This is a genomic window from Agrobacterium larrymoorei, from assembly GCF_037722385.1.
Taxonomy (GTDB): Bacteria; Pseudomonadota; Alphaproteobacteria; order Rhizobiales; family Rhizobiaceae; genus Agrobacterium; species Agrobacterium larrymoorei_C.
Map to the genome: position 1 here is coordinate 86,582 of NZ_JBBKAQ010000002.1, position 19,641 is coordinate 106,222.

The following is a 19,641-nucleotide window of genomic DNA, read 5'->3' on the forward strand; positions in this document are numbered from 1 at the left end:
TCACTCCGCAGCGATCATCATGCTTTCGATTGCGATGGACAGGCTGCCCTCGGTGTTGCGCACGGGAATGGTGCGCACGGCACCTTCATCGGCGCCCTGGGCCTTGCCGGTTTCCAGCGAGATGACCCAATTGTGCAAGGGGCAGGTCACGGACGCGCCGTGGACGATGCCTTGAGAGAGCGGCCCGCCCTTGTGCGGGCAATGATCCTCTATGGCGAAGACCTCGTTTTCTGCCGTACGGAATACGGCGATCTTGCCCATCGGCGTTTTCACGCAACGCGCGCCGCGCAGTGGAATGTCAGTAATATTGCCGATTTCGACCCAGTTCATCGTCGTCATCCTGTGTCCGGTTGGAGTTTTTGGGATGGGGCGACATCTCCTCCATGTCGCCCCATCCAAGCGCTACGTGTCCATGGCCTTCCCGGCCCCAGTCACTCTGCGGCTTGATTGAAGCCAATGGTTGCCATCGGCTTGAACTCGTGCTTGTGTTCGCCCGAAACACGCTCCGACCAGGGGTCGACCTGGGCGAATTTCTGGCTGAAGACGAAGCGCTCGTAGAAGCCCTGGCGCTTGTCGGCATCGTCCATGATCTGGCGACGGATCTCGTCGTAGCCGATGCGCTTTGCCCATTTGTAGATGCGCTCGAGATAGCGTGCCTGCTCGCGGTACATTTGTGTCAGCGCCACGATATGCTCCAGCGCCTCATCCTCCGTCTTCACCAGCCCGAGAATTTCGGTGCCCTTGATGTCGAGGCCTGCCGCACCGGCAAAGTGGATTTCGAAGCCGGAATCCACGCAGATGACGCCGATATCCTTGCACGTCGCCTCCGCGCAGTTGCGCGGACAGCCAGAAACGGCAAGCTTCAGCTTGGCAGGGGTCCAGGAGCCCCACATGAACTTTTCGATGCGAATGCCAAGACCCGTGGAATCCTGCGTGCCGAAGCGGCACCATTGCTCGCCCACACAGGTTTTGACGGTGCGCAGGCCCTTGGCATAGGCCTGACCCGAAATGAAACCGGCCTTGCCGAGATCGGCCCAAACGGCGGGCAGGTCTTCCTTCTCGATACCGAGAAGGTCGATGCGCTGACCGCCGGTGACCTTGACGAGCGGGATCTCGAACTTATCGACGACATCGGCGATGGCGCGGAGTTCTCCGGCATTGGTGACGCCGCCCCACATACGCGGAACGACGGAATAGGTGCCATCCTTCTGGATGTTGGCGTGAACGCGTTCGTTGATGAAGCGGGACTGATAGTCATCCGCATACTCATCCGGCCAGTCGCAGACGAGGTAGTAGTTCAGCGCCGGACGGCATTTGGCGCAGCCGCATGAGGTCTTCCATTCCAACTCCTGCATCACGGCAGGAATGGTCTTCAGTCCCTTCGCCTTGATCAGGCGGCGCACATCGTCATGGCCGAGATCGGTGCACTTGCACATGGGCTGCACGGCTGTCGGATTGTAGCTGTCGCCAAGTGTCAGCGTCATCAACTGCTCGACGAGACCCGTGCAGTTGCCACACGAGGCGGACGCCTTGGTGTGGGCGCGCACATCGTCCAGCGAAGTCAGGCCCTTGCCGGTGATGGTCGAGGTGATTTTTCCCTTGCAAACGCCGTTGCAGCCGCAGATTTCCGCATCATCCGGCAAGGCTGCAACGGCCGCCATAGGGTCCAGAGGGGAGCCCCCCTGGTAGGCCTGGCCGAAAATCAATGTTTCGCGCATTTCCGCAATGTCTGTGCCCTTCTTCATCAGGTCGAAGAACCACGAGCCGTCGGAGGTTTCGCCGTAGAGAACCGCGCCGATGATGCGGTTTTCCTTGAGGATCAGGCGCTTGTAGACGCCTGCCGTCGCATCGCGCAGCACGATCTCTTCACGGTCATCACCCTCGGCAAAATCGCCTGCAGAGAAGAGGTTGATGCCGGTGACCTTGAGTTTCGTGTTGGTGACGGAGCCATGATATTCCGTATGACCGCCGATCAGCCGATCGGCCAGCACCTTGGCGCTTTCATAAAGCGGAGCAACGAGACCGTAGCAGATGCCGCGATGTTCGGCGCATTCGCCAAGCGCGTAGATCGAGGCGTCCGACGTCATCATGCCATCATCGACGACGATCCCGCGGTTGACCGCAAGGCCTGCCTCCTTGGCAAGGCCGGAAGCTGGGCGGATGCCGACTGCCATCACCACCATCGTGCCTTCGATGATGCGACCGTCTTCCAGTTCGATACCCTCGACCTTGTCTTCGCCGAGGATGCGCTTGGTGTTGGCCTTGGTGATAATGTCGATGCCGCGTTCAATCAGCGCCTTCTCCAGAAGGTAGGCGGCTGCCGGGTCGAGTTGGCGTTCCATGATCGTCGGCATCAGATGGATGACGGTGACATCCATGCCCTGACGCTTTAGGCCATAGGCTGCTTCGAGGCCGAGAAGACCCGCGCCGATGACGATGGCGCGGCCCTTGTTCCCCGCGATCTCCAGCATCTTCGTCACATCGTCGAGATCGCGATAGGGAAGAACGCCGGGGAGCTGATGGCCAGGAACCGGAATGATGAAGGGCGAGGAGCCGGTGGCGATAACGAGCTTGTCGTAGGAGGCCGTAATCCCGTTTTCGCTGGTGACGGTTTTGCGCTCACGGTCGATATGGCTAACCTTCGCGCCCTTGTGCAGGGTCACGCCATGGGCCGCATACCAGTCGTCATTATGGATGACGATGTCTTCATAGGCTTTTTCGCCAGAGAGAACTGGCGAGAGCATGATGCGGTCGTAATTGACGCGCGGCTCGGCGTTGAAGATCGTGACGTCGAAGACACCGGGTGCGGTCTCGAAGAGGTTTTCCAGCATGCGGCCTGGCGCCATGCCGTTACCGATGATCACGAGTTTCTGGGGCTTGGGTTCGGACATGGGTCTCACTCCGCTGCTTCGACGAAGCGATGACGTTCGTAGAGGAACTTCAGCACGGCTTCGCGGCATTTGAGATAGGTTCGGTCGGATGCAAGCTCGATGCGGTGGCGGGGACGAGCAAGCGGAACATCGAGGATTTCGCCAATATGGGCGGCTGGACCATTGGTCATCATCACGATGCGGTCGGACAGCAGCACGGCTTCGTCCACGTCGTGGGTGATCATGATCATGGTGTTGCCAAGACGGGCATGGATTTCCATGACCGCATCCTGCAGATGGGCGCGGGTCAGGGCGTCGAGTGCGCCAAACGGTTCGTCCAGCAGCAGTATTTTCGGCTCCATCGCCAGCGCACGGGCAATGCCGACGCGCTGCTTCATGCCACCGGAAATCTCCGACGGCTTCTTGTCCTTGGCATGCGCCATCTGCACGAGATCAAGGTTGTGCATCACCCAGTCATGACGCTCAGCCCTGGACTTGCTGTAACGAAAGACCTTCTCCACGCCGAGATTGACGTTTTCATACACAGTGAGCCATGGCAGCAGGCTGTGGTTCTGAAAGACTACGGCGCGTTCGGGGCCGGGTTCGTTGACTTCGCGGTTTTCCAGCAGCACCACGCCGGAAGAAACCTTTGTCAGGCCGGCGATCAGGTTCAACATGGTGGACTTGCCGCAGCCGGAGTGGCCGATGACGGAGACGAATTCGCCCTTGCCGATGGTGAGGTTGATCCCCTTCAGCACCTCGGCGCGGCTGCCGCCCTTGTCGAAATATTTCTCGATGTGATCGAGCTTCAAATAGGCGTTCATGAGAAAAATCCTCTTAGTTCGCTGCCGCGCCGCGGGTGATGATCTTGCCAATCGCGGCCACCAGCTTGTCGAGGACGAAGCCGACGACGCCGATGTAAGCGAGTGCGACGATGATGTCGGGCAGGCGGGATGAATTCCACGCGTCCCAGATGAAGAAGCCGATGCCCACGCCACCAGTCAGCATTTCAGCCGCGACGATTGCGAGCCAGGAGAGGCCGACGCCGATGCGAAGACCGGTGAAGATGTAGGGCGCGGCGGATGGCAGCATGATCTTGTAGAAGAACTCGATCTGGTTGAGGCGCAGCACCTGCGCGACGTTGCGGTAATCCTGCGGGATGTTGCGCACGCCAACCGCGGTGTTGATGATGACGGGCCAGATGGAGGTAATGAAGATCACGAAGATCGCCGATGGGTTGCTGTCCTGAAAGGCAGCAAGAGACAGCGGCAGCCAGGCGAGCGGCGGCACGGTGCGCAGGACCTGGAAGATCGGGTCTAGGCCACGCATCGCCCAGACCGACTGGCCGATGATGGCGCCGACAATAACGCCTATGATCGCGGCAAGGCCGAAACCATAGGCGACGCGTTCCAGCGAAACCAACACACGCCAGCCGAGGCCGATATCCTGAGAGCCGTTATGGAAGAAGGGGTGGGCGATCAGGTCGTAGCTTTCCTCGAACACCTGGCTCGGAGGCGGCAGCGAGGCGCCAGGCGCCGAACAGAGGGCCTGCCAGATGCAGAGCATGATCACCAGAACGACGAGTGGCGGAACGACGTTGCGCGTGATCGAAGCGGTGATCTTGCGAGCGGAGAATACCGACGCGGGGCGGCGATTCATGGCGATCACGGTGCCGCTCCTTGGCGTGGCGGCGTGGATGGCCGTGCTTTCTGTCTTGCGTGCGGTTGCGGTCATGGTCGGGTCCTGTTTCCGAAAGAGCTGTTGGGCGGCGTGCTGGCTCCTTGCGCCTCAGGCGAAGGAGCCAGACATCGTCAAGAGGCGGCCTTGATCGAGAGGCTGTCGAGATAGGCGGATGGGTTTTCCGGATCGAAGACCTTGCCGTCAAAGAAGGTCTCCTTGCCGCGAGAGGTCGAGGCCGGAATATCGGCAGCGGCAACGCCCAGATCCTTCGCGGCAGCGCGCCACAGATCCTCGCGGTTCACCTGCGACACCAGCGTCTTGATGTCGGTATCGGGCGCAAACTTGCCCCAGCGGATGTTTTCGGCCAGGAACCAGCTGTCATGGCTTTGGAAGGGATAGGAGGCCGCATCCTTCCAGAACTTCATGTAGAGGTCTGTGCCATGGGCGACACGGCCATTGCCGTAATTGATGTCGCCCTTCAGGCGGCCAAGAACGTCCTTCGGCGGAACGTTGAACCATTGGCGCTTGCCGAGGATGGCGGACATCTCTTCCTTGTTGTCCATGCTGTCGCACCATTGCTGGGCTTCCATCACCGCCATCAGCATGGCCTTGGCGGCGTTGGGGTTCTTCTCCACCCAGTCGGCGCGCATGCCGAGCGCCTTTTCCGGATGGCCCTTCCACAATTCGCCGGTGGTACAGGCGGTAAAGCCGATGCCCTGGTTGACGAGCTGCTCGTTCCAGGGTTCGCCAACACAGAAGACATCCATGTTGCCGACCTTCATATTGGCAACCATCTGCGGTGGCGGAACGACGATGGTGGAGACATCCTTGTCCGGGTCGATGCCGCCTGCTGCCAGCCAGTAGCGGATCCAAAGATCATGCGTGCCGCCTGGGAAGGTCATGGCCGCCTTGATCTCCTTGCCTTCAGCCTTCTTCTTTTCGAAGGCGGCTTTCAGCTTGGAAGAATCGATCTGGACGCCGGTCTCGGCATATTCCTTGGCAACCGAAATGCCCTGGCTGTCGAGATTGAGGCGAGCAAGGATCGCCATCGGAACCGGCACGTTGTTCTGCGTCACCTTGCCGGTATGCATGAGATAGGGCATCGGCGTCAGGATATGGGCGCCATCGATCCCGTTAGACGCGCCGCCGAGAACGAGATTGTCGCGCGTAGCACCCCAGGAAGCCTGTTTCAGAACTTCAACGTCAGGCATGCCATGCTTGGCAAACAGTCCCTTTTCCGATGCGACAATCAGCGGTGCTGCATCGGTCAGCGCGATGAAGCCGAGTTTCGCGCCCTTGACTTCAGGCTCGGAGGTCGCGGCGAAGGCACCGGAAGGGAAGGCTGTTCTGACAGCGGAGATCAGGGCCGCAGTGGCCGTCGTCTTCAGGATCGAGCGGCGGCTGATCGAGCTGGAAAGCATTTTTTTCATATCGCATGTTCCCCTTTTTGGCAGCCTCATGGGCGCCCTATGATTTTGCGAAGCCCAAAAACAAAAAAACGCCGCTCGGTGATGCGCCTTCGGAAACGGGAGGAGGTTCCGGGCTGCATACCTTGCGACGTCTGTGTCGTATGAAGAACGCTGATAACGCGTCCCTGCTGCTCCGATCGCCGTTGACCTGAGCGATTTATAAGAAGCAAGCACCGTGCCAGTTTTGGTGTTGCGTCGCATTGCATTGAAAAATATGCAGATTTTCTCTCGCAAGTGCGGAGACTGCTTTTCCAGGGAAAAAGAATTCAGACTATTATTTAATCTTGCGGGGTGCCGCCCACACTAAAAATGCAGCATGTGGCAGTTCACAAGTCGCTGGTCGCTGCCTGTATTTCGGCCGGGTTTTTGACCGGGAAGCGCTCGACATAAGCAGGAATGTCGTATGGATCGAAGGTCATCCCATCCATGAAGGGCGCCTTTGCACTTATGTCACCGTCGTCGAGAGTTGCGGTGCCGCCGCCCAATGCTGCGCGATAAAGGTCGGGACGGTAGGCAGACGACGCGGCTTTGGCGCCCTCTTGTGAGAAGGCGGTTTGTCCCCACCGGATCATCTGGCTGTAGATCCAAAGTGCCTGGTTGGGTTGCGGATCGTTGGCGTAGTCGGCGTGGAATTGAAAGTACTTGTCGATGACGCGGCGATTGCCTTGGCTGTCGATGTGGAACTCTCCGCCCAGCACACGTTGGACAATGTGCTGAGGCGCACCGATATAGCGCGGATCGGCAAGTGCCTCGCTCAAAGCCTTTCGATTGTCCAGGCTGTCGCACCAACGGGCGGCGGCATCCAGTGCCACGAGAAGTCGTGCCACGCTTTCCTGCTGGGTCTCTGCCCAGTCCGGCCGCATGCCGATGACTTTTTCCGGTGCGGAGGGCCAGATATCCTGCTTGACAGCGACGATGCGACCTACGCCGCGCTCGCAGGCAATCATGTTCCAGGGCGCGCCGACGCAAAAGCCGTCGATTGCACCGGCGGCAAGTGCATCGGAGGTGAGCGGTGGCGGCACGACCACGAGCTTAACATCATTGTCCGGGTGGATGCCGCCCGCTGCCAGCCAGTAGCGGAACTCGTAATTATGCGAAGAGAACGGATAGGTCATGCCAAGGGTGGGTGTTGGTTCTCCTTTGGCCCGCATCTCGTCGAGCACGGTTTTCAGCGCGCGGGCATTTTCGAGTGCGCTTGCTGTTGACGACAAGCCAGTCGTCTCCTGCATTCTTGTGAAGAGCGCCGTCGAGAGCGTAATAGCATTTCCGCCTCGGCCCAGCGAAAAGGGGGTGATGGTTGGCGAGGGGTTCGAGCCGAGGCCGAGCATGGATGCGACCGGCATGGGTGAAAGCATATGCGCAATGTCGAACTGGCGGAAGGCAAGGCGATCGCGAACATTGGCCCAGGAAACATCTTTCACCAGATCGAGCTTCAGCCCTTCCTTATCGGCAAAGCCGAACTCGGCGGCGGCAATCAGGACCGAGGCGTCAACAAGAGGAATGAAGCCGGCCCGCAGCGTCCGCTGGCGGTCGTGGCCGATCGTGGCAGGGGTCGAGAGTCTGGATTTCTGCTCTGGCAGATCATCTATGATCGTCATGCTATCACTCCCTGTCCAGCCACCGCCGTCACATCAGTAGCCCGGCGGCCGTGACCACGCTCTGCGCGATCTCGGACAATTTCTTTTTTTCATTCATCGCCGTCTGGCGCAGAAGCGCGAAGGCTTCTTCTTCGGAAAGCCCGCGCATCTTCATCAAAATGCCTTTGGCGCGTTCGATGACCTTGCGCTCTTCGAGCGCGGATTTCGCTTCGGCCAATTCTCGTTGCAGCCGGCTGAAGGCGTTGAAGCGGCTGACTGCCATGTCGAGGATCGGCTTGACGCGCTCTTTCTTCAGCCCATCGACGATATAGGCGGAGACGCCAGCTTCTACGGCAGCCTCGATGGATGCCGTATCCGATCGGTCGACGAACATGGCAATCGGCCGGCTGACGGTGCGCGTCAGTTGAAACAGATGTTCCATCATATCGCGGTTGGGATTTTCAAGATCGATGACGATGACGTCCGGCTGTAGCGTATCGATGGTACGCGCAACACCGTTGACCTCGTGGATGACGGTGACCTTCATATGACCAGCCTCGCGCAGTCCCTCCTCGATAATCGAGGCGCGGATGGCGTTTTCGTCGATCACAAGAATGGTCAAATCCCGAAGCATCATGCGGCATCAATGCCGCAGCGCATGCAAAATAGCAATCTTTTTCATCACGCTTAAAAATTAAGCAAATGACCAGAATCACAGCTTTCTTCGGTTGCAGTTGCTTCGACCTGAGTCCGGTTCTTGACAATTATATGATGTTTGGAAAGGTTACTTGCATGAGTGCAGGGGCTGATTGGATTTACGAGGCGAACCCGGTTAACCGCAAGAGCGCTGCGGAATCGGTGTTTGAGGATTTGCGGTCGGCCATCGTGTCGGGCCGGCTGACGGTTGGCACGCGCCTTCCGTCTGAAACGCATCTTGCCGGTCGATACGGAGTCAGCCGCCCAATTGTGCGCGAGGCGCTGCGCTCGCTGCAGACGCTTGGCATGACACAAACGCGAACCGGCAGCGGCACCTTCGTCCTGACGGACGCGCCGCGCCAGGAGTTGCGCTATGGCGGCTATTCTGCACGCGATCTGATGGAAGCGAGGCCATTTGTCGAAGTACCCGCTGCCGGGTGGGCGGCCCTACGCCGAACGGATCAGCAGGTGTCGCGAATGATGAAGCTTTGCGGCGAAATGGATCAGCAGGAAGATTTGCACAAGTGGGTGCTGCTCGACTGTGAGTTCCACAGCGCGATTGCGGAGGCCTGTGGAAATTCGCTGTTCGCCAAGGTCATTGCAGATGCGCGCGACAGCGTCAGTCAGCAGTCGGAACTGCTGAATCTCATGGCGCATCGCCGCGTCGCGTCCAATACCGAGCATCGCAAGATTGCGGAAGCGATCGAGGCCGGCTCTGAAGATGGTGCGCGCCAGGCGATGGAAGCCCATCTGGGCAAGGTCAAGCAGGCCGTCACTTCGATCATGGGTGACGACGCTAGATAGGACTTCGATGCAGGGACAAGCCGGAAAACCGTCTTCGTCTTCCGGCTTGCTGACGTCGAATGTTCAAGCCGCTGGCTGTACGACAGGTGAGGCGATATTCGCCAGCAATTCCGGTCTCAGGGCCTCGATCAACTGTTCGGCGCTCATATAGCCTTTTTCCAGAACGACCTGGGGCACGGTTCTGCCACTTGCCAGTGCTTCCCGCGCAACCTCGGTCGCAGCATAATAGCCGATCAGCGGGTTCAGCGCCGTCGCAATGCCGATCGATTCTTCCAATCGTCGCGCCATCACATCGACATTGGCAGTAATGCCGACGACGCAGCGTTCCGCCAGTGTCCGGCAGGCGGTGCCGAGTTGGGCAATGCTTTCCGATAGAGCCCGCACGATGACCGGCTCGAATGCGTTGAGCTGAAGCTGCCCGCCTTCTGCAGCCATGGTCACGGTTATGTCGTTGCCGATCACCACGAAGGCCACCTGGTTGACGACTTCCGGGATCACGGGATTGACCTTGCCGGGCATGATGCTTGAGCCGGCCTGCACCGCAGGAAGATTGATCTCGCCGATCCCGGCGCGGGGACCGGAAGATAGCAGGCGCAGGTCGTTGCATGTCTTAGAGAGTTTAACTGCCACGCGCTTCAAGACGCCCGAGAGATGGACGAAGGCACCAGGATCTTGCGTCGCCTCGATCAGGTCGCTTGCCGTGACCAGCGGTCGACCTGTCAGGTGCACAAGATGCTTGCAGGCAATCGCCGCGTAACCGGTTGGTGCGTTGAGGCCTGTGCCGATTGCTGTGGCGCCAAGATTGATTTCATGCAGCAAGGCTGCCGATTCAATCAGGCGCGCGCGGTCTTCTCCCAGCATTACGGCGAAGGTGCGAAACTCCTGGCCGAGCGTCATCGGCACGGCATCCTGTAATTGCGTGCGCCCGACTTTCAAGACGCCGTCGAATTCGCGTGCCTTCGCCTCGAACGCGTCCTGAAGCACCAGCATGGAGGCGGCCAGTTCGTCGATGGATTCGATCAGCGCAATGTTGATCGCAGTCGGATAGGCATCGTTGGTGGACTGGCTAAGATTAACGTGGTCGTTGGGATGCAGGTGCGTGTAATCGCCCTTCGCGTGCCCGAGAATTTCGAGCGCGCGGTTGGCGATCACCTCATTGGCATTCATGTTTGTGGAGGTCCCGGCCCCACCCTGAATGACATCGACGACAAATTGATCGTGCAGGTCGCCGTTGCGGATTTCACGGCAGGCCTTGACGATGGCGTCGAGCCGCTCGTGATCCAGAAGTCCCAGTTCATGGTTTGCCAGCGCCGCGGCTTCTTTCACAAATGTCAGGCCGCGAATGAGGTAGGGGTAGCGACCGATCGTCGTGCCGCTGATTTGGAAGTTCTCCGCCGCGCGCTGCGTGTGCACACCCCAATAGGCATCCGCCGGTACATCCTTGCTTCCGAGAAGATCGCGTTCCTGACGCATCGTGACCATATCATCCTCCATAGTGATCCGATAATCTGTAAAGCTGCCAGACAGATTTTGCTTGGTTTAGTCCCGTCCATGATGTAGGTCAATGGGCGGGAGAGGGTTGACGCGAGTGAGCCCAGGAACTAAGGGACTCGAAAATCTGTCATGCAGCCTTACAGAATGGCTGTTCGATCTTTGGGCGCTCGCATCTCAAAAGGCATTCTCGCGCAAGGGCAGAACGTGTAATTCATCAAGTCTATGGACGACAGCTCTGAGGGAGGAGCGACACCAGTGGATAAGGTAACGCAAGCAAACCATGAGCGTAAGGTCGAGGTCCAGGAGGATTTCGGCTATCATAAAGCACTTAAACCACGCCAGATTCAGATGATCGCCATTGGCGGCGCGATCGGCACCGGGCTCTTTCTCGGGGCAGGCGGGCGTCTGGCGATTGCCGGTCCCGCTCTTATCTTCGTTTACGCAATTTGCGGCTTCTTCGCCTTTCTCGTACTTCGGGCGCTTGGCGAATTGATCATGCATCGCCCTACCTCCGGCTCGTTCGTTTCCTACGCCCGCGAGTTCTACGGTGAGAAGATGGCCTTTGCCGTCGGCTGGATGTACTGGATGAACTGGGCCATGACCTCGGTTGCCGATGTGACGGCCGTTGCCCTCTACATGAATTTCTTCAAGCAATACGTCCCATGGATGCAAGGCATCGATCAATGGGTGTTTGCGCTCGGCGCGCTCATCATCGTGCTCGGCATGAACATGTTGTCGGTCAAGGTGTTCGGCGAACTGGAATTCTGGTTCAGCCTGATCAAGGTTCTGGCGCTCTTCACCTTCCTGATCGTCGGTGTGTACTTCGTTATCTTTGGAACGCCGATCGAAGGTCACGTCACCGGCTTTAGCCTCATCACCGACAATGGCGGCTTCTTCCCGAATGGCATTCTGCCCGCCTTCGTCATCATTCAAGGCGTGCTCTTCGCCTATGCCTCGATCGAGTTGATCGGAACGACTGCTGGTGAAACGGAAGATCCCCGCAAGGTCATGCCAAAGGCAATCCGCACAGTCGTCTTCCGCCTTCTCGTCTTCTATGTCGGCTCAGTCCTGCTGCTGACGCTTCTTCTGCCCTACACGGCGTACAAGGCCGGTGAGAGCCCATTCGTGACCTTCTTCGGCTCTATCGGAGTGGAAGGCGCCGATATCGTCATGAATCTGGTGGTTCTGACGGCGGTTCTGTCGTCGCTGAATGCTGGCCTTTACTCGACTGGTCGTATCCTTCATTCCATGGCGGTGTCCGGCTCTGCACCGGCAGCTCTGGCGAAAATGAACAAGGCCGGTGTGCCCTATGGCGGCATCGCGGTAACGGCCGTCGTCACCGTGCTGGGTGTCATTCTCAATGCCATCGTTCCTTCGGAAGCATTTGAAATTGCGCTCAATCTTGCAGCGCTTGGCATTATTTGCGCGTGGGGCGTCATCGTGTTATGCCAACTCAAGCTGTGGCATCTGTCCCGGCAGGGGAAGATGCAGCGTCCGGATTTCAGCATGTTTGGCGCGCCTTATACGGGCATCCTGACGCTTGTCTTCCTGTTTGGCGTTCTGGTGTTGATGGCTTTCGATTATCCTGCGGGCACATATACCGTTGGCTCTCTCATCGTCATCGCGCCGACCTTGGTGGGGGGATGGTATTTGATGCGCGGGCGTATCGAGGAATTGTCGCGGGCGCAGCAATTGCGTGACGCGGGCGTGCGGAGCCAGCAGTGAACGCGGCAATCTTGGCAGATCCTCATAAAGTGTTGGTGGCGGTGATCGCCACCGGCGGCACCATTGCAAGTCAACGCGACGAAACCGGAGCAGCGAAACCTTCGCTCTCCGGTGAGAATCTCGTCTCTGGCCTTGGAGGTGGTAGGGTTGCCGTTAAGCCCGTCGAGCTGATGGCGAAGGACTCCTCGAGCCTGACGATTTCGGATATGCAGGCGATCAGTGATGCGGTCGGCGTCGAGCTTGCCGACCCCGCGGTGCACGGCGTCGTCGTGCTTCACGGTACGGATGCGATGGAAGAAACCTCGCTGCTCGTTCATCTGCAGCACACGCTTAACAAGCCGGTGATTTTCACGGGCGCGCAGTTCACGGCCGATAGTCCGCTGTCGGATGGTCCGGCCAATCTTCAGGCAGCGATTGCCGCGGCGGCGACGCCATCCAACAGCGAGAAGGGCGTCCTCCTGTCGTTCGGTGGCAGGTTGTTGCCGGTTTGGGGGCTTTACAAGCGCTCGGCAGACGAGCCGGATGCGTTCGACCTTTCTGGACCTTCCGACTGTCCCCAAAGCCCCAACCTTACGGCCCCGGTCGATGCCATCCGCGTCGATATCGTCGCGATCTATCCGGGCTGTAAGGCAACCCACATCGACGCCAGTCTCGAAGCAGGCGCCAAAGGGATCGTTCTTTGCGCTCTCGGCTCGGGCAATGCCAATGCGGCTGTCGTGGATGCGGTGCGGCGTTGCAGCGAGAGGAACGTTCCGGTCGTCGTGTCCAGCCGTGTTCCGGTCGGACGATTGGTGGCAGGTTATGGCGGCGGCGGCGGCGGTCACGACATGGGTGCCGTAGGTGCCATTCATGCGAGAACACTGCGGCCCGGGCAGGCGAGAATCCTACTGGTATCGCTTCTGGCAACCTCAGCCAGACGCGAAGACATGGCGCTGGCTTTCAACGACTTTCGCGATTGAAACGATCCGCAGATAACACAGAAGTGGCAGAAATGTGATTTCTGCGGAACCTATCCTGTTCCACCCTGTTAAGCAGGCAGGGAAATCAACAGGGGGCTTTTCATGGCGGTCACCATCACTGCTGTCGCTCTGACGCTCATTGGCCTCGCGCTTTTCGGCTTCGGGTCTCAACTTATCATGCTCGGTGGAAGCTTTTATTATGCTCTCGCCGGGCTCGCCTTCGTCATCACGGCAATCCTTCTGTTCAAGCGGAACAAGGCAGCGCTCCATTTTTATGCGCTTTTTGTGCTCGCAACACTCGGCTGGGCCGTGTGGGAAGTCGGTCTCGACTGGTGGCAGTTAGGCCCGCGTGGCGGTCTGATCATCGTGATCGGCATCTGGCTGCTGATGCCATGGATCCGCAAGCCGCTTGGTTTCGTCAGCCCGACAGGCATCCGTTATGGCGCCAATGCCGTTCCGCTTCTGGTAGCCGTCGTCATTTCCATGGGTGTGGCCGCTGTCTCTATGACGCAGGATCCGCATGATCAGGAGGGCAACCTTCCGACCGAGGTCGTCAACAACGCGCCTTCTTACGGGAATGCCGTTCCAGATAACGAGTGGCACCAATATGGCCGCACTTCTTACGGACAGCGCTATTCGCCGCTGACACAGATTACCACCGCCAATGTCGGTAATCTGAAAGAGGCTTGGCGTTATCAAACCGGCGACGTCAAGCTTCCCGACGACGTGGGCGAAACGACATATCAGGTAACGCCGCTCAAGGTCGGCAAGACGCTGTTTCTCTGCACACCGCATAATTGGGCCATCGCCATCGATGCTGCGACTGGCAAGGAAAAGTGGAAGTACGATCCGAATGTTGGCTTGAACCCGAACCGTCAGCATCAGACTTGCCGCGGCGTGACTTATTACGCCGATCCCGCCGCGCAAGCCGGCGCGGAATGCGCCGCACGCGTTTATCTGCCGACATCCGACGCCCGTTTGATCGCGCTCGATGCCGAAAGCGGCAAGGTTTGCACGTCCTTTGCCGACCAGGGCGTCCTCCACCTCGAAGTCGGCATGAAGTATAATCCCGCCGGCTACTATTATTCCACTTCACCGCCCGCCCTTGCCGGCAACAAGATCATCATTGGTGGTGCCGTCAACGATAATTATTCGACCCAGGAGCAGTCGGGCGTCATTCGCGCCTTCGATGTCAACAGCGGCGAGCTGCTGTGGAACTGGGATTCTGGAAACCCTACGCAAACCCAACCGCTTCCGCCGGGTCAGACCTATACGACCAACTCTCCCAACAGCTGGTCCGTTTTTAGCGTCGATGAAGCGCTTGGGCTCGTCTACATCCCTTTGGGAAATCAAGTTCCTGACCAGCTCGGAATGGGCAGGAGCGAGAGTGTAGAGAAGTATTCGTCGTCTATCGTGGCACTTGACGTGAATACGGGGCAGGATCGTTGGGTCCGCCAGACCGTGCATCATGATCTTTGGGATATGGATGTACCGGCACAGCCTGTTCTTCTCGATATCACTAAGCCGGATGGTCAGTCTGTTCCCGCACTCGTCGGCCCGACTAAGCAGGGTGACATTTACGTGTTGGACCGTCGCACCGGTGAGCCGATCCTGCCCGTGACCGAAGAGCCGGCACCTGGTGGAGCCATTCCGGAAGATTTCTCTGCCCCGACGCAGCCCACATCCGCTTTGACCTTCAAGCCGGAGCCGCTGCAGGAAAAGAACATGTGGGGCGTCTCACTGTTTGATCAGCTCGCCTGCCGCATCAAGTTCCATCAGCTGAATTATGAAGGCCGTTATACGCCGCCGTCCTTGAATGGGACGCTGGTTTACCCCGGAAACTTCGGTACCTTCAACTGGGGCAGTGTCGCGGTGGACCCAGAGCGGCAGGTCATGTTCGGCATGCCGACCTATCTCGCCTTCACCTCGCAACTGGTCCCACGTGACCAGATCCCGCCGAAGGGACAGGATGAAAAGGGTAGTGAGCAGGGACTGAACCGCAATGATGGCGCGCCTTACGGCGTGTTGATGGGCCCGTTCCTCAGCCCAATCGGTATTCCCTGCCAGGCGCCGCCGTGGGGCTACGTCGCCGGTGCAGATCTCAGAACTGGTAAAGTTGCCTATAAGCACAAGAACGGTACCGTATACGACATGACGCCGCTGCCGCTTCCCTTCAAGGTCGGTGTGCCCGGGATCGGTGGCCCGATGATTACCAAGGGCGGGGTCGCTTTCCTCGGTGCGGCCGTGGACGACTATCTGCGCGCGTACGACCTGACGAGCGGCAAGCAGTTGTGGGAAGCAAGGCTGCCGGCAGGCGGACAAGCAACACCCATGACTTACGCTCTTGAGGACGGCAAGCAATATGTCGTGATGGTTGCGGGCGGTCATGGTTCGGTCGGCACGAAGCCGGGTGACTATGTCATCGCCTATACGCTACCGTAACCGAACAATTCTCCTGAAAACACGTAATGGCCGGGAATTCGTTTCCGGCCATTTTTATATTCAGGACAACAGCTGACTTGTCTTCGAGATGTAATAACATTACATAATTGCGCTTGACGGGTGTCGACAAATAGTTCTATCTGGCTGGCGACGGTTCCAAGCGAGAGATCGCGAGGAATAATAGGGAACACGGTGCGGGGATTATCCCCAATGCCGTGGCTGCCCCCGCAACTGTAAGCGGATTGTCTAGCACTCGTGGCGCATTTACCTGCGTCAGGCCACTGCGAATTCTTCGTGGGAAGGCGGGCAAGACGATCATCCGTGAGCCAGGAGACCTGCCGTCGTAAGTTCATTCCAATGTCACGGGCGGGGATGCCCTGAACAGGAGACGTCATGATCGTTATTTGCGCCTGCAAGCGCTTACATCCATCTGTCTTTTTCCCTTGTTCCCGGTCGTCTCACGCCTGTGGCTGTCGAATGGATGTTTCATTCACGCTCACATGACGACGTTCGCTTGTCGGCAACGTCAACGATTTCGGGGATTATCGGACAATGAGATTTCACTTCACGGGCGCCTTTCTGGCAGCGACCTTCGCCGCTTTCTCGATGGTGCCGAACACGGCAGATGCTGCGGAAACGACCTACCCCTTGACGCTGAAAAATTGCGGCAGGGACGTTACTTTCAAGCATGCTCCACAGCGTACCGTTTCTCTCGGTCAAAGCACCACCGAAATTCTTTATCTGCTGGGATTGTCCGATAAGGTTGTCGGCACGGCTGTCTGGATTGGTCCTGTGATCAAGGGCTATGAGGAGGCGAACGCCAAGGTCGAGCGCCTTGCGGACAATGATCCGAGCTTCGAGAGCGTGGTCTCTAAAAAGCCGGATCTCGTGACTGCTCAGTATCAGTGGCATGTCGGTCCGGAAGGCGTGGTTGCAAAGCCTGAGCAATTCGAAGAGCTTGGTATCCCGGTCTATACATCGCCTGCCGATTGCACGGGTAAGGACAATTCGGGTGGTGGCGATGGTGTCAGACATTCGGTCTTCACCATAGACCAGATCTATCAGGAAATTGGCGAACTCGCGCAGATCTTCAACGTTCAGGATCGGGGCGAGAAGCTTATCGAAGACTTGAAGGCTCGTGAGAACGTTGCCCGTCGAAAGATTGCATCAGTTGATGGGAAGCTCTCGGCTGTCTTCTGGTTCTCCAGCGCCGAGTTGGATATCGATCCTTATGTCGCAGGCAGGAACGGAGCGCCTGGCTACATCATGTCGGCGCTCGGCATCAAGAATGTCATCGATAGCGATGAGGAGTGGCCAACTGTCGGCTGGGAAACCATCGCCAAGTCCAACCCCAACATCATCGTTGCGGGCAAGATGGACCGCCGCCGGTTTCCGGCCGATGATGTCGCAGTGAAGCAGACGTTCCTGAAGGAAGACCCTGTCACCAGCCTGATGCCGGCCGTGAAGGACAACCATATCGTTATCATGGATGCGCAGGCGATGAACCCGACGATCCGCACCATCGATGGCATCGAGATGCTTGCCGACCAGATCGTTCAGCTCGGTCTGGCGAAGTAAGCGGATGCCCGTTCCCCTGCTTTATACCCGCGCCGCCGTACTTGCGGCCGGGTGTCTTCTGGTTGCACTTTGGCTTGGCGCCTCGATTGGCGAAACCTCCATCCCGATGGAGGTTGTCGCCAAGACAGTGGCCAATCGCCTGTGGCACGCGAATTATCCGCTAGATGCGATCGATGAAGGGATTATCTGGAACTACAGGCTGAGCAGGGCCGTCGTTGCTGCCTGTTGTGGGGCGGCACTTGCCGTCTGTGGAGTCGTACTGCAGTCGCTTCTACGCAATCCTCTGGCGGACCCGTACATTCTTGGCATCTCCGCTGGGGCATCGACCGGCGCAGTTGGCGTCGCTATCCTCGGCTTTGGCGCGGGAATGCTGACCATGCCGTTGGGTGCCTTTCTCGGTGCGCTCGTTGCCTTTGCACTTGTCAGCCTGCTGGCACTTAGGGCGGGGCGGGGCAATGGCGCAATCATACTGGCGGGCGTTGCCGGTTCGCAGCTCTTCAATGCGCTCACCTCCTTCATCGTTACCAAGGCCGCCAATGCGGAACAGGCGCGCGGCATCATGTTCTGGCTGCTCGGCAACCTGTCCGGCGTGCGCTGGACAGATGTCTCACTTGCTCTTCCCATCGCAATCTTCGGTCTTATCATCTGCCTCTGGCATGCAAGGGCGCTGGATGCCTTTACATTTGGGGTCGAATCTGCGGCTTCTCTCGGCATTCCTGTGCGCCGTGTCTATGTAGTGTTGACTGGGACATCTGCCCTGATGACGGCGGTCATGGTCAGCATCGTCGGCTCGATCGGCTTTATCGGCCTTGTCATCCCACATGCTGCACGTCTGGTTGTCGGCGTGCGTCACGGGCGCCTGCTTCCGGCTGCTGCTTTGATCGGTGCTGTCTTTATGATTGCTGCCGACATTGCCTCCCGCACCATCATCGCTGGCCAGGTTCTGCCGATTGGTGTTATCACCGCATTGTTCGGTGCTCCCGCCTTCGCGCTCATCCTTTCGCAGCGGCGGAGGACGGTATGATGCTTTCTGCACGCAACCTAGGCTGGACGACCGGCGGCATCGACATCGTCAATAATGTCAGCCTCGATCTTGCCGCCGGCGAGTTTCTTGGCATCGTTGGTCCCAACGGTTCGGGCAAGACGAGCCTCATGGCAATGCTCTCAGGCATCAGAAAGCCGAGTTCCGGTGACGTCTTGCTGAATGGTAAGTCGATAAGCGTCCTTCCGCGGCGTGATGTGGCCCGCCAAATTGCGCTTGTCGAGCAGCAGGCGGAGACGCAGGAGCGCATTAATGGCCGCCAGGCGGTAGAGCTTGGGCGTATCCCGTACAAGGGTGCCGTTTCTCCTTGGTCTCCTCAAGATGATGCAATCGTTGATCAGGCGCTACGTGACGTTGATATGGAAGGCTTCGGCAAGCGGATGTGGCATACGCTTTCCGGTGGAGAACGGCAGCGTTTACACATCGCCCGCGCTCTGGCGCAGCAGCCGAAGATCCTGCTCCTGGACGAACCGACCAACCACCTCGATATCGGCCACCAGATCGCACTTCTGCATCTTGTTCGGAAGCAGAAGCTCACGGTGGCCGCTGCTTTGCATGATCTCAATCACGCGGCGATGTTCTGTGACCGGATTGTCGTACTGAAGACCGGGAGGCTGGTTGCGATCGGTAAACCTTGCGACGTGCTGACGTCCGAACTCATCCTCGATGTCTTCGGCGTTCATGTCGATGTGGAGCGAGAGGGCGAGCACGCCTGCCATATCCGGTATCGCCTGCCGATCATGTCCGAAACTTTGGTGAAAGTCTCATAATGAATTTGCTTCTATCACTTGCGACCGCTGCCGTAGTCGTATCGGCGAGTGCCGGTCTTGCCGTAGCAGAGACCTTCGAGGTCAGGATGCTCAATCAGGGAGAGAAGGGTTCGATGGTATTTGAGCCCGATTATCTTCACCTCCAGCCCGGCGACACGGTGAAGTTCATCGCCACGCATAAAAGCCACAACGTCGCGACCATCGACGGCATGGTGCCGGAGGGAGCGAAGGGCTTCAAAGGCAAGATCAATGAGGAGATTGAGGTCACCTTCGAGCGGGAAGGTTTCTACGGTATCAAGTGCTCGCCACATTTTGGCATGGGCATGGTGATGTTGATCAAGGTGGGTGAGGCCAGCCTGCCGGAAAGCTATCGCGGCGTGACGCTTCCTGCGCGCGCCAAGCCGCGTCTCGATGATCTTTTTGCGAAGGCAGAGGCGGATCAGGACAAACCGTAAGCGACAGCGGGGTGAGGCGCAGTTTTCAATATGCGTGTTCCGGAAAGTCAACGCAGCGATCTTGACGCGGAAGATGCTCA

16 protein-coding genes and 1 riboswitch are annotated in these 19,641 nt (G+C 58.4%); of the genes, 8 read left to right on the top strand and 8 right to left on the bottom strand.

Translation table 11 applies throughout. The annotated features are described in order from the left end of the window. The 7 genes from nirD to WKI41_RS04870 all read right to left on the bottom strand — a co-directional run bounded on the left by nirD (position 1) and on the right by WKI41_RS04870 (position 8,233). On the bottom strand, positions 1 to 330 hold the full coding sequence (gene nirD / locus WKI41_RS04840; RefSeq protein ID WP_340192389.1) for a nitrite reductase small subunit NirD: 330 nt from the start codon (positions 328 to 330) through the stop codon (positions 1 to 3). A gap of 101 nt (positions 331 to 431) precedes the next feature. Next, a complete protein-coding gene (gene nirB, locus WKI41_RS04845) occupies positions 432 to 2,891 on the bottom strand; it encodes a nitrite reductase large subunit NirB (RefSeq protein WP_340192390.1) in 2,460 nt (819 codons plus the stop codon). Positions 2,892 to 2,896: 5 nt separating this feature from the next. Continuing rightward, positions 2,897 to 3,694: a nitrate ABC transporter ATP-binding protein gene (locus WKI41_RS04850; protein WP_340192391.1), complete on the bottom strand. Its 798-nt coding sequence runs from the start codon at positions 3,692 to 3,694 to the stop codon at positions 2,897 to 2,899. Between the two features lie 13 nt (positions 3,695 to 3,707). After that, positions 3,708 to 4,604: a nitrate ABC transporter permease gene (gene ntrB / locus WKI41_RS04855; RefSeq protein ID WP_340192392.1), complete on the bottom strand. Its 897-nt coding sequence runs from the start codon at positions 4,602 to 4,604 to the stop codon at positions 3,708 to 3,710. Between the two features lie 77 nt (positions 4,605 to 4,681). Next, on the bottom strand, positions 4,682 to 5,980 hold the full coding sequence (locus WKI41_RS04860; protein ID WP_340192393.1) for a CmpA/NrtA family ABC transporter substrate-binding protein: 1,299 nt from the start codon (positions 5,978 to 5,980) through the stop codon (positions 4,682 to 4,684). 365 nt (positions 5,981 to 6,345) lie between these two features. Continuing rightward, positions 6,346 to 7,617 (bottom strand): CmpA/NrtA family ABC transporter substrate-binding protein, encoded by a 1,272-nt coding sequence (locus WKI41_RS04865; protein WP_340192394.1) that lies wholly within the window; start codon positions 7,615 to 7,617, stop codon positions 6,346 to 6,348. Between the two features lie 28 nt (positions 7,618 to 7,645). After that, entirely contained in the window at positions 7,646 to 8,233 is a 588-nt protein-coding gene (locus WKI41_RS04870) for an ANTAR domain-containing response regulator (protein WP_340192395.1), read from the bottom strand. A 155-nt stretch (positions 8,234 to 8,388) separates the two neighbouring features. Between WKI41_RS04870 and WKI41_RS04875 the strand changes: the two genes are divergently transcribed. Continuing rightward, positions 8,389 to 9,096, top strand: coding sequence for a FadR/GntR family transcriptional regulator (locus WKI41_RS04875; protein ID WP_340192396.1), 708 nt, complete (start codon positions 8,389 to 8,391; stop codon positions 9,094 to 9,096). Positions 9,097 to 9,159: 63 nt separating this feature from the next. Here the strand turns inward: WKI41_RS04875 and WKI41_RS04880 are convergent, their stop codons facing one another. Further along, complete coding sequence (locus WKI41_RS04880; RefSeq protein WP_425340991.1) at positions 9,160 to 10,578, bottom strand: aspartate ammonia-lyase; 1,419 nt, start codon at positions 10,576 to 10,578, stop codon at positions 9,160 to 9,162. Positions 10,579 to 10,812: 234 nt separating this feature from the next. Here WKI41_RS04880 and WKI41_RS04885 point away from each other — a divergent pair, with 234 nt between their 5' ends. The 7 genes from WKI41_RS04885 to WKI41_RS04915 all read left to right on the top strand — a co-directional run bounded on the left by WKI41_RS04885 (position 10,813) and on the right by WKI41_RS04915 (position 19,561). Next, entirely contained in the window at positions 10,813 to 12,315 is a 1,503-nt protein-coding gene (locus WKI41_RS04885) for an amino acid permease (protein ID WP_340192398.1), read from the top strand. Next, a complete protein-coding gene (locus tag WKI41_RS04890) occupies positions 12,312 to 13,274 on the top strand; it encodes an asparaginase domain-containing protein (protein ID WP_340192399.1) in 963 nt (320 codons plus the stop codon). Before WKI41_RS04885 ends, WKI41_RS04890 begins: the two co-directional genes overlap by 4 nt. A 102-nt stretch (positions 13,275 to 13,376) precedes the next feature. Continuing rightward, the gene (locus WKI41_RS04895; RefSeq protein WP_340192400.1) at positions 13,377 to 15,716 is read left to right on the top strand and encodes a membrane-bound PQQ-dependent dehydrogenase, glucose/quinate/shikimate family; all 2,340 of its coding nucleotides are present in this window, start codon (positions 13,377 to 13,379) and stop codon (positions 15,714 to 15,716) included. Between the two features lie 134 nt (positions 15,717 to 15,850). After that, positions 15,851 to 16,073: riboswitch (cobalamin riboswitch) on the top strand. Between the two features lie 195 nt (positions 16,074 to 16,268). After that, entirely contained in the window at positions 16,269 to 17,294 is a 1,026-nt protein-coding gene (locus WKI41_RS04900; RefSeq protein ID WP_425340992.1) for an ABC transporter substrate-binding protein, read from the top strand. Between the two features lie 4 nt (positions 17,295 to 17,298). Continuing rightward, positions 17,299 to 18,318: a FecCD family ABC transporter permease gene (locus tag WKI41_RS04905; RefSeq protein ID WP_340192401.1), complete on the top strand. Its 1,020-nt coding sequence runs from the start codon at positions 17,299 to 17,301 to the stop codon at positions 18,316 to 18,318. Beyond that, positions 18,315 to 19,106, top strand: a complete 792-nt coding sequence (locus WKI41_RS04910) for an ABC transporter ATP-binding protein (RefSeq protein ID WP_340192402.1) — start codon at positions 18,315 to 18,317, stop codon at positions 19,104 to 19,106. The genes WKI41_RS04905 and WKI41_RS04910 overlap by 4 nt, the downstream gene beginning before the upstream one ends. Next, positions 19,106 to 19,561 carry a pseudoazurin gene (locus tag WKI41_RS04915; RefSeq protein ID WP_340192403.1) on the top strand — a complete coding sequence of 152 codons (456 nt, stop codon included), beginning with the start codon at positions 19,106 to 19,108 and terminating at the stop codon, positions 19,559 to 19,561. The genes WKI41_RS04910 and WKI41_RS04915 overlap by 1 nt, the downstream gene beginning before the upstream one ends. Positions 19,562 to 19,641: the final 80 nt, after the last annotated feature.

Coding starts and splice junctions, on each gene's coding strand:
- nirD (WP_340192389.1), bottom strand. CDS start 330: ATGAACTGGGTCGAAATCGGCAATATTACTGACATTCCACTGCGCGGC.
- nirB (WP_340192390.1), bottom strand. CDS start 2,891: ATGTCCGAACCCAAGCCCCAGAAACTCGTGATCATCGGTAACGGCATG.
- WKI41_RS04850 (WP_340192391.1), bottom strand. CDS start 3,694: ATGAACGCCTATTTGAAGCTCGATCACATCGAGAAATATTTCGACAAG.
- ntrB (WP_340192392.1), bottom strand. CDS start 4,604: ATGACCGCAACCGCACGCAAGACAGAAAGCACGGCCATCCACGCCGCC.
- WKI41_RS04860 (WP_340192393.1), bottom strand. CDS start 5,980: ATGAAAAAAATGCTTTCCAGCTCGATCAGCCGCCGCTCGATCCTGAAG.
- WKI41_RS04865 (WP_340192394.1), bottom strand. CDS start 7,617: ATGACGATCATAGATGATCTGCCAGAGCAGAAATCCAGACTCTCGACC.
- WKI41_RS04870 (WP_340192395.1), bottom strand. CDS start 8,233: ATGATGCTTCGGGATTTGACCATTCTTGTGATCGACGAAAACGCCATC.
- WKI41_RS04875 (WP_340192396.1), top strand. CDS start 8,389: ATGAGTGCAGGGGCTGATTGGATTTACGAGGCGAACCCGGTTAACCGC.
- WKI41_RS04880 (WP_425340991.1), bottom strand. CDS start 10,578: ATGGTCACGATGCGTCAGGAACGCGATCTTCTCGGAAGCAAGGATGTA.
- WKI41_RS04885 (WP_340192398.1), top strand. CDS start 10,813: ATGGACGACAGCTCTGAGGGAGGAGCGACACCAGTGGATAAGGTAACG.
- WKI41_RS04895 (WP_340192400.1), top strand. CDS start 13,377: ATGGCGGTCACCATCACTGCTGTCGCTCTGACGCTCATTGGCCTCGCG.
- WKI41_RS04900 (WP_425340992.1), top strand. CDS start 16,269: ATGAGATTTCACTTCACGGGCGCCTTTCTGGCAGCGACCTTCGCCGCT.
- WKI41_RS04905 (WP_340192401.1), top strand. CDS start 17,299: ATGCCCGTTCCCCTGCTTTATACCCGCGCCGCCGTACTTGCGGCCGGG.
- WKI41_RS04910 (WP_340192402.1), top strand. CDS start 18,315: ATGATGCTTTCTGCACGCAACCTAGGCTGGACGACCGGCGGCATCGAC.
- WKI41_RS04915 (WP_340192403.1), top strand. CDS start 19,106: ATGAATTTGCTTCTATCACTTGCGACCGCTGCCGTAGTCGTATCGGCG.